The sequence below is a fragment of the Pseudundibacterium arcticum genome (assembly GCF_042646465.1).
GTDB classification, from domain to species: domain Bacteria; phylum Pseudomonadota; class Gammaproteobacteria; order Burkholderiales; family Burkholderiaceae_D; genus Undibacterium_A; species Undibacterium_A arcticum.
Genome location: NZ_JBHRTP010000067.1, coordinates 1 through 4845, shown reverse-complemented (window position 1 = coordinate 4845; position 4845 = coordinate 1). Strand labels below are relative to the sequence as shown.

General features: G+C 54.3%; 7 protein-coding genes. 1 reads left to right on the top strand and 6 read right to left on the bottom strand.

The window, feature by feature from the left end; translation table 11 throughout:
* Positions 1–46 precede the first annotated feature (46 nt).
* From ACFOFO_RS19345 to ACFOFO_RS19335, 3 genes are all read right to left on the bottom strand, one after another.
* Positions 47–253, bottom strand: a complete 207-nt coding sequence (locus tag ACFOFO_RS19345; protein WP_390321400.1) for an RBBP9/YdeN family alpha/beta hydrolase — start codon at positions 251–253, stop codon at positions 47–49.
* 183 nt (positions 254–436) lie between these two features.
* Positions 437–1162, bottom strand: coding sequence for a hypothetical protein (locus ACFOFO_RS19340; RefSeq protein WP_390321402.1), 726 nt, complete (start codon positions 1160–1162; stop codon positions 437–439).
* 59 nt (positions 1163–1221) lie between these two features.
* Positions 1222–1623 carry an AlbA family DNA-binding domain-containing protein gene (locus ACFOFO_RS19335; RefSeq protein WP_390332462.1) on the bottom strand — a complete coding sequence of 134 codons (402 nt, stop codon included), beginning with the start codon at positions 1621–1623 and terminating at the stop codon, positions 1222–1224.
* 308 nt (positions 1624–1931) lie between these two features.
* Here ACFOFO_RS19335 and ACFOFO_RS26630 point away from each other — a divergent pair, with 308 nt between their 5' ends.
* Positions 1932–2018 (top strand): hypothetical protein, encoded by an 87-nt coding sequence (locus ACFOFO_RS26630; RefSeq protein WP_449369381.1) that lies wholly within the window; start codon positions 1932–1934, stop codon positions 2016–2018.
* Positions 2019–2067: 49 nt separating this feature from the next.
* On the opposite strand, the gene ACFOFO_RS19325 is transcribed toward ACFOFO_RS26630, so the two are convergent.
* The 3 genes from ACFOFO_RS19325 to ACFOFO_RS19315 form a co-directional block, all read right to left on the bottom strand.
* Positions 2068–2820 carry a VOC family protein gene (locus ACFOFO_RS19325; RefSeq protein ID WP_390321406.1) on the bottom strand — a complete coding sequence of 251 codons (753 nt, stop codon included), beginning with the start codon at positions 2818–2820 and terminating at the stop codon, positions 2068–2070.
* Entirely contained in the window at positions 2744–3250 is a 507-nt protein-coding gene (locus tag ACFOFO_RS19320; protein WP_390321408.1) for a DinB family protein, read from the bottom strand. Before ACFOFO_RS19320 ends, ACFOFO_RS19325 begins: the two co-directional genes overlap by 77 nt.
* Positions 3251–3397: 147 nt before the next feature.
* Positions 3398–4009, bottom strand: coding sequence for a LysE family translocator (locus ACFOFO_RS19315; protein WP_390321410.1), 612 nt, complete (start codon positions 4007–4009; stop codon positions 3398–3400).
* Positions 4010–4845: the final 836 nt, after the last annotated feature.

Genomic DNA, 4845 nt, shown 5'->3' with positions numbered 1-4845 from the left:
AGTGATTCGCGCAAACAGCCGGTTAAGCGGCAAACAGAATGCAACACTACACTAGCAGAACTGGCCGCTCGCATCGATTGACTGCCTCGGTCAGCCGACGGGACCAATCAGCATAGATGGGGACTTCCCAATCGTCCTGCTCAACGCGGCGCATGTTCGAGAACGCCGCTTCCCAGTGTGTCTGCCAATGATCGGGTCCGGAATTGTGCCCGCCCGGGAGGATCAGAATGTCGAAGTCGTTGAGATCGCGCATTTTGATTTCCTTTCGCTGAGATCGGGAAGGTTCGGACAAAAAGGACGCGGCGGCATTGGCTTTGCACTGTTGCAGATGCGGCTTCGGCCAAGGACCATATCACGACGCCCAACGTCGAAGTTCAGCGGACGGATGCAATTGGCGCGAAAACGCTCCGTTCGGCGTAAAGACAGTGTGGCCCTGTCACCGACTCTGCGCATTACCCACCCACATTCCGTCGGCGGAAAATGTCTGCGCAGAAACGTGCCCTGCTGTATTCCAGAGCGCATCAAATGCAGGTTTTACCGCTCGATGGTAGTCGGCGATTTCACCGTATTCATTGATAATACATTCAGGTAAGAACACGACGTCCCGTTCTATGACCGGTTCTGGCTCATTAAAAATCTTTTTCCCCACTTTGTAGGCTGCGTCCTTCACCCCTTCCAAAGTAAACAATATGACTAGGGGCGGCGGGACGCCAAGGTCGCGTAGTCCATTAACGTAATCAGGTAACCGGTCGAATATTTGTTTCTCCAACGAACCAGACGGGATATATTTCTTTCCTTGGTGTGTTGCGACAATGGACGCCTTGGCCGCTTCAAGGGCGCCGCTGCGAAAAATTTGTGTGTAACCAAAGTTATGCTCGCCGCCTCTCTCATTCACGAAGCCATCGAGGTTGTATCGGGGCGACATGCCCGTGTCGCCGATCGGACGAAACTTCTGCTGTAGTTCAAAGACCTTTGCAAGATCGACCTGCCAAGATGATGTGACAGCGGCCAACGGAACGATATGGAGAATCATCCGCCCATCGCCCATTAATGGCCGAAGTCCTTGACCACTAGTAATTTCACGTAGTCTTTCATCGCGGAACTGCTGTACGCGGTGTGACGCATCGGCTCCAATTGTGAATAAAGTTCTTAGCTCGTCCACGCTCGCCTCGTGTGTTCCGCCAGAGTTACGAATCCAAAATCGGTTTGAATTTTGTGCGCTCACTCGATGAGGCGGATGCCAGCTTCGTGGGATACGGAGCCAAAACAGTAAGCGCCACTGGAGAGTGGCACTGCCCGGATACGGAGACCTTGAATTCGCGGTTCAAGTCCTGCTCGGGCAAGTTGCTCAAGTCGGAGGACAACATCGTCCGGATTGACATTCGCTACGCCGGGAATACTGGTTGCGAGTCCGTTTTGCTCCTCCATCCCAACAATAAGATGTCCACCAAAGGCATTGGCAAACCCCGAAATGTCTTTCAGAACCTCACGCTTGTCCGCGTCAGAATTACCATAGAGATCGCGCTTGTAGTCGATGCGCAGTCCTTCCGGGACTTGACCAACGATGAGTTCCGCCAAGTCATTTTCTGAAAGATTGTCGAAATCGAGTCGATCAATGGGCAACGCAATTCTCCCGAACAATGTGCTTGGCGGACGCCGACTTGATTTGCACAGACAGCAACTGTCTATGTAACCTGGCCCCAAGCCCTCTAACCTGGCCGACCAAATCAATACAGACCCTTGTCGCGCGGTTGTTTTGATAATTTACAGTATAAAAACACCGTGCCAAATAAAAATGAACAGCACCACACGTTTTAATTTATATCCCATGATGCAGAAAAGATAAGACCGCCCAAGCGATTGGATCGGCTAATGGCTGTATCCGCGATAAGCATTGCAGCCTGCGTACCGAAGAAGCGTATGTATATTGGGTGCGATGGTTCATCCGCTTTCACGGCTTGCGGCATCTGATCGAGATGGGTGCGACGGAAGTGCAGGCATTCTTATCTGGCGAATGAGCGCGGCATTTCGGTCTCGATGCACAAACAGGCGCTATGCGCATGTTTGTTACGGGGCTGACAGTGTGCGATGACCCTGGGGCGTTTGAATGTGCGCAACCAGGTACGGCTCGGCGCCTGAAGGCAACTGGTGAAGACGTATCGGCGAAGAAAGATCGATAGCCGCCAGAACAGTTTGCACACGCGACGGCTCTGGGTGAAAGATTTCTAGCTCAACCAAGGAGCAGCCTACGTTCTTGAGCGTGCGAGCGGGGTGAGGCTTAACCTGCCACTCAATCAGCGCAGGTGCTGCTCCGCCCAGCGGCAGGCTGCCATCCGAGGGGACGGTGATTAGCCAGGACAAGGAGCCGCGCTCCATTGGCTCGATGCTGCCGACTACGGATGCACATAAGCTACTTGAAGAGCGAATGTCATCAGTGCGAACGACCCACGCTGCAAGACGAGGCGGTGAATCAGGGGTGAGCCGATCGAGTGCGAACCATCGTGGGCGCGCAGGCCTCGGCGCGGAAGGGTCCGGAGCGATGACTTCCAAGTAGGTGGCGTCGCCGAGGCGAAGCAAGAGGTTGTGCGTCGCCATGCGAGCGTGTGCACCACCTTGCTGCAGTTCCACGCCAAGTGCGTTGCTCACGAAGGCGGCACCGATGGCGAGGTTCGGAGCGACAACGACTATGTGATCGATGACAGTGCCCACGTTGTTGTTGCCCCCCGAACGCCCGGTTGAATTGTTAGGCTCGCACTTGCACACGAGAGGCTTCGATCTTGCCAAGCAGCCACTGGAGACCCGCCAGGTGCTGCTGATCATGGCTGCACAGGTAGTGCACCAAGCTGCCCAGCGACAAAGGACCGTAACCTTCAAACACGGCAGTGCGCATGAACTGCTCAGGACTCAATCCTGAGATGAGCTGGACCGTCTTGGCGCGGGCAACGCGAAAAGCAGCGAAAGCCTCGGATGCGTTCGACGTTGCATAGGAACGCGCTTCGGCAAGCGCCTCACTGTCGATGGAGACGAGCGTTGGATTGATCTCATGCAGCGTGCGCTGGAAGCGCACGTGATACCCATCGACCTCGATGTCGCGCACATGGCAGACCTGCTCAATCGCAGTGAACGGCTCGCTCGGCACGCCCTCCCAGGAGGGCGGCGCCCAATGCTTGAACTCTGCGGGAATGGCGGCATAGTGCTCTTCCAGTTGTCGGGGGAAGCCTGCGAGTGTGCTTAGGGTAATGTCGTTCATTATGTGTCTAGTGGTGTGTGAGCTTTTGCTCTGCCCGATTGGAGATCAGATAACGCTCGTTCTCTGCGATCACGCCCGACGTTTGAGAGCGGTCGCCGAAAGCCGCAGGCCTTTGGAAATCCCCTCGTACGATGGTATGGTTACGCGTCACTGCCTGGCAGTGGCAAGCGCTGCACCAAAGAGCGCAAACGTAGTTCCAGCAGCCCGATTGACAGTGCGCCCGCCGCGCTTGGACGTAAGCCAAGCTTTTGCACGCTTGGCAAACAGCGCGTAGAGGCAGTGAATGACGACGACCAGAGCGCTGTATGTGAATACCAAGGTGGCGAACTGAAGCGAGTAGCTCTTCCCTGGGTCGATGAACTGTGGAAACACGGACAGAAAGAAGAAGATCGCCTTCGGGTTCGTGAGTTGCAACGAGAGCCCTTCCAGGAACCGCTTGCCGAGACTCGCTTCGTGCGCGGATTGCTCCGCTAACTGGAAGGCGGGAGAACGCCAAAGCCGAATGCCAAGGTAGACGAGGTAGCCCGCGCCGATGAATTTGAGGATGGTGAAAGCCAGTGCCGATGCGGCAAGTAGTACACCAAGACTGGTTGCCGAGACTGCGGCAACCACCAGGGCGCCAAAGGCGATACCAAGAATTCCACCAAAGGTGCCACGCATGCCATAACGCAAGGCGTTCGTCAGCGTCATTACGACGCCCGGGCCGGGACTGAACACCGTCGCGGTAGCCATCAACAGAAAGAGCGAATAGAGCTTCACGGGTGACTCCTTGACGCAAAACGTTGAAGGTAAGCGGATGACAAAAAGCACTCCTTTTGAATCGTCCGCTTGACTGCCGGGTTATGTATTCGGACATGATGTTTAACGCACGACACAACCGGCGCCGGAGCTCCAGCGGAGGAAACTAAAAAAGCGCAACACTTTGGGAATCCATATACGAAGGCTAGTGCTCATCTTTTCTGATGGGAACTGCAAGAATTATATAGAGCACCGCAATGCTCGCCAGAAGATGTTTGATGGTGTGTCCGCTAAGGACACCGATTGACTCTAACACTTGCCGATCAAAGTACTCGAATATTTTGGCGACGAAATAAAATACCAAGGCGGATACCAAGCGTGCGCTATTCAGGTAGTTGCAATGAAATAGCAGGAGGATTGCTGGTATCAAAACTATCGGCAGGAACTGTGCAAGTGCATACGGTCTGAGATCGCCGGACCCTCGGGCTTCAGTCCAGTACCAATATGCTGCTGAGCCAATACCTATAGCCAAGAGTGGCCATAAGGTTCGTGATCTGGAACTGAGTATTACTCGCTCATCAAGCGGCAGTGAGAGCAGCGCCATAAAAGCGACAGTCATTGGCAACCTATCCCATATTAGCGAGGGAGTGGATGGCGCGTAGTGATAATAAGCGGAGCCGATGCTAATGAGCAGAACTCCTATGCAGAGCGTCGTGTATGCGCAACTGCTTTTACGTGCAGTTAGATGACGACGACGCCATAAGCCATATAGGCCAACTCAGTAGTGTCCCAACGTTCGTCATAGGAGAGTGAGCTGAATTTGCTCACTTCGCACATCATATTTTTCGATGGGTGGT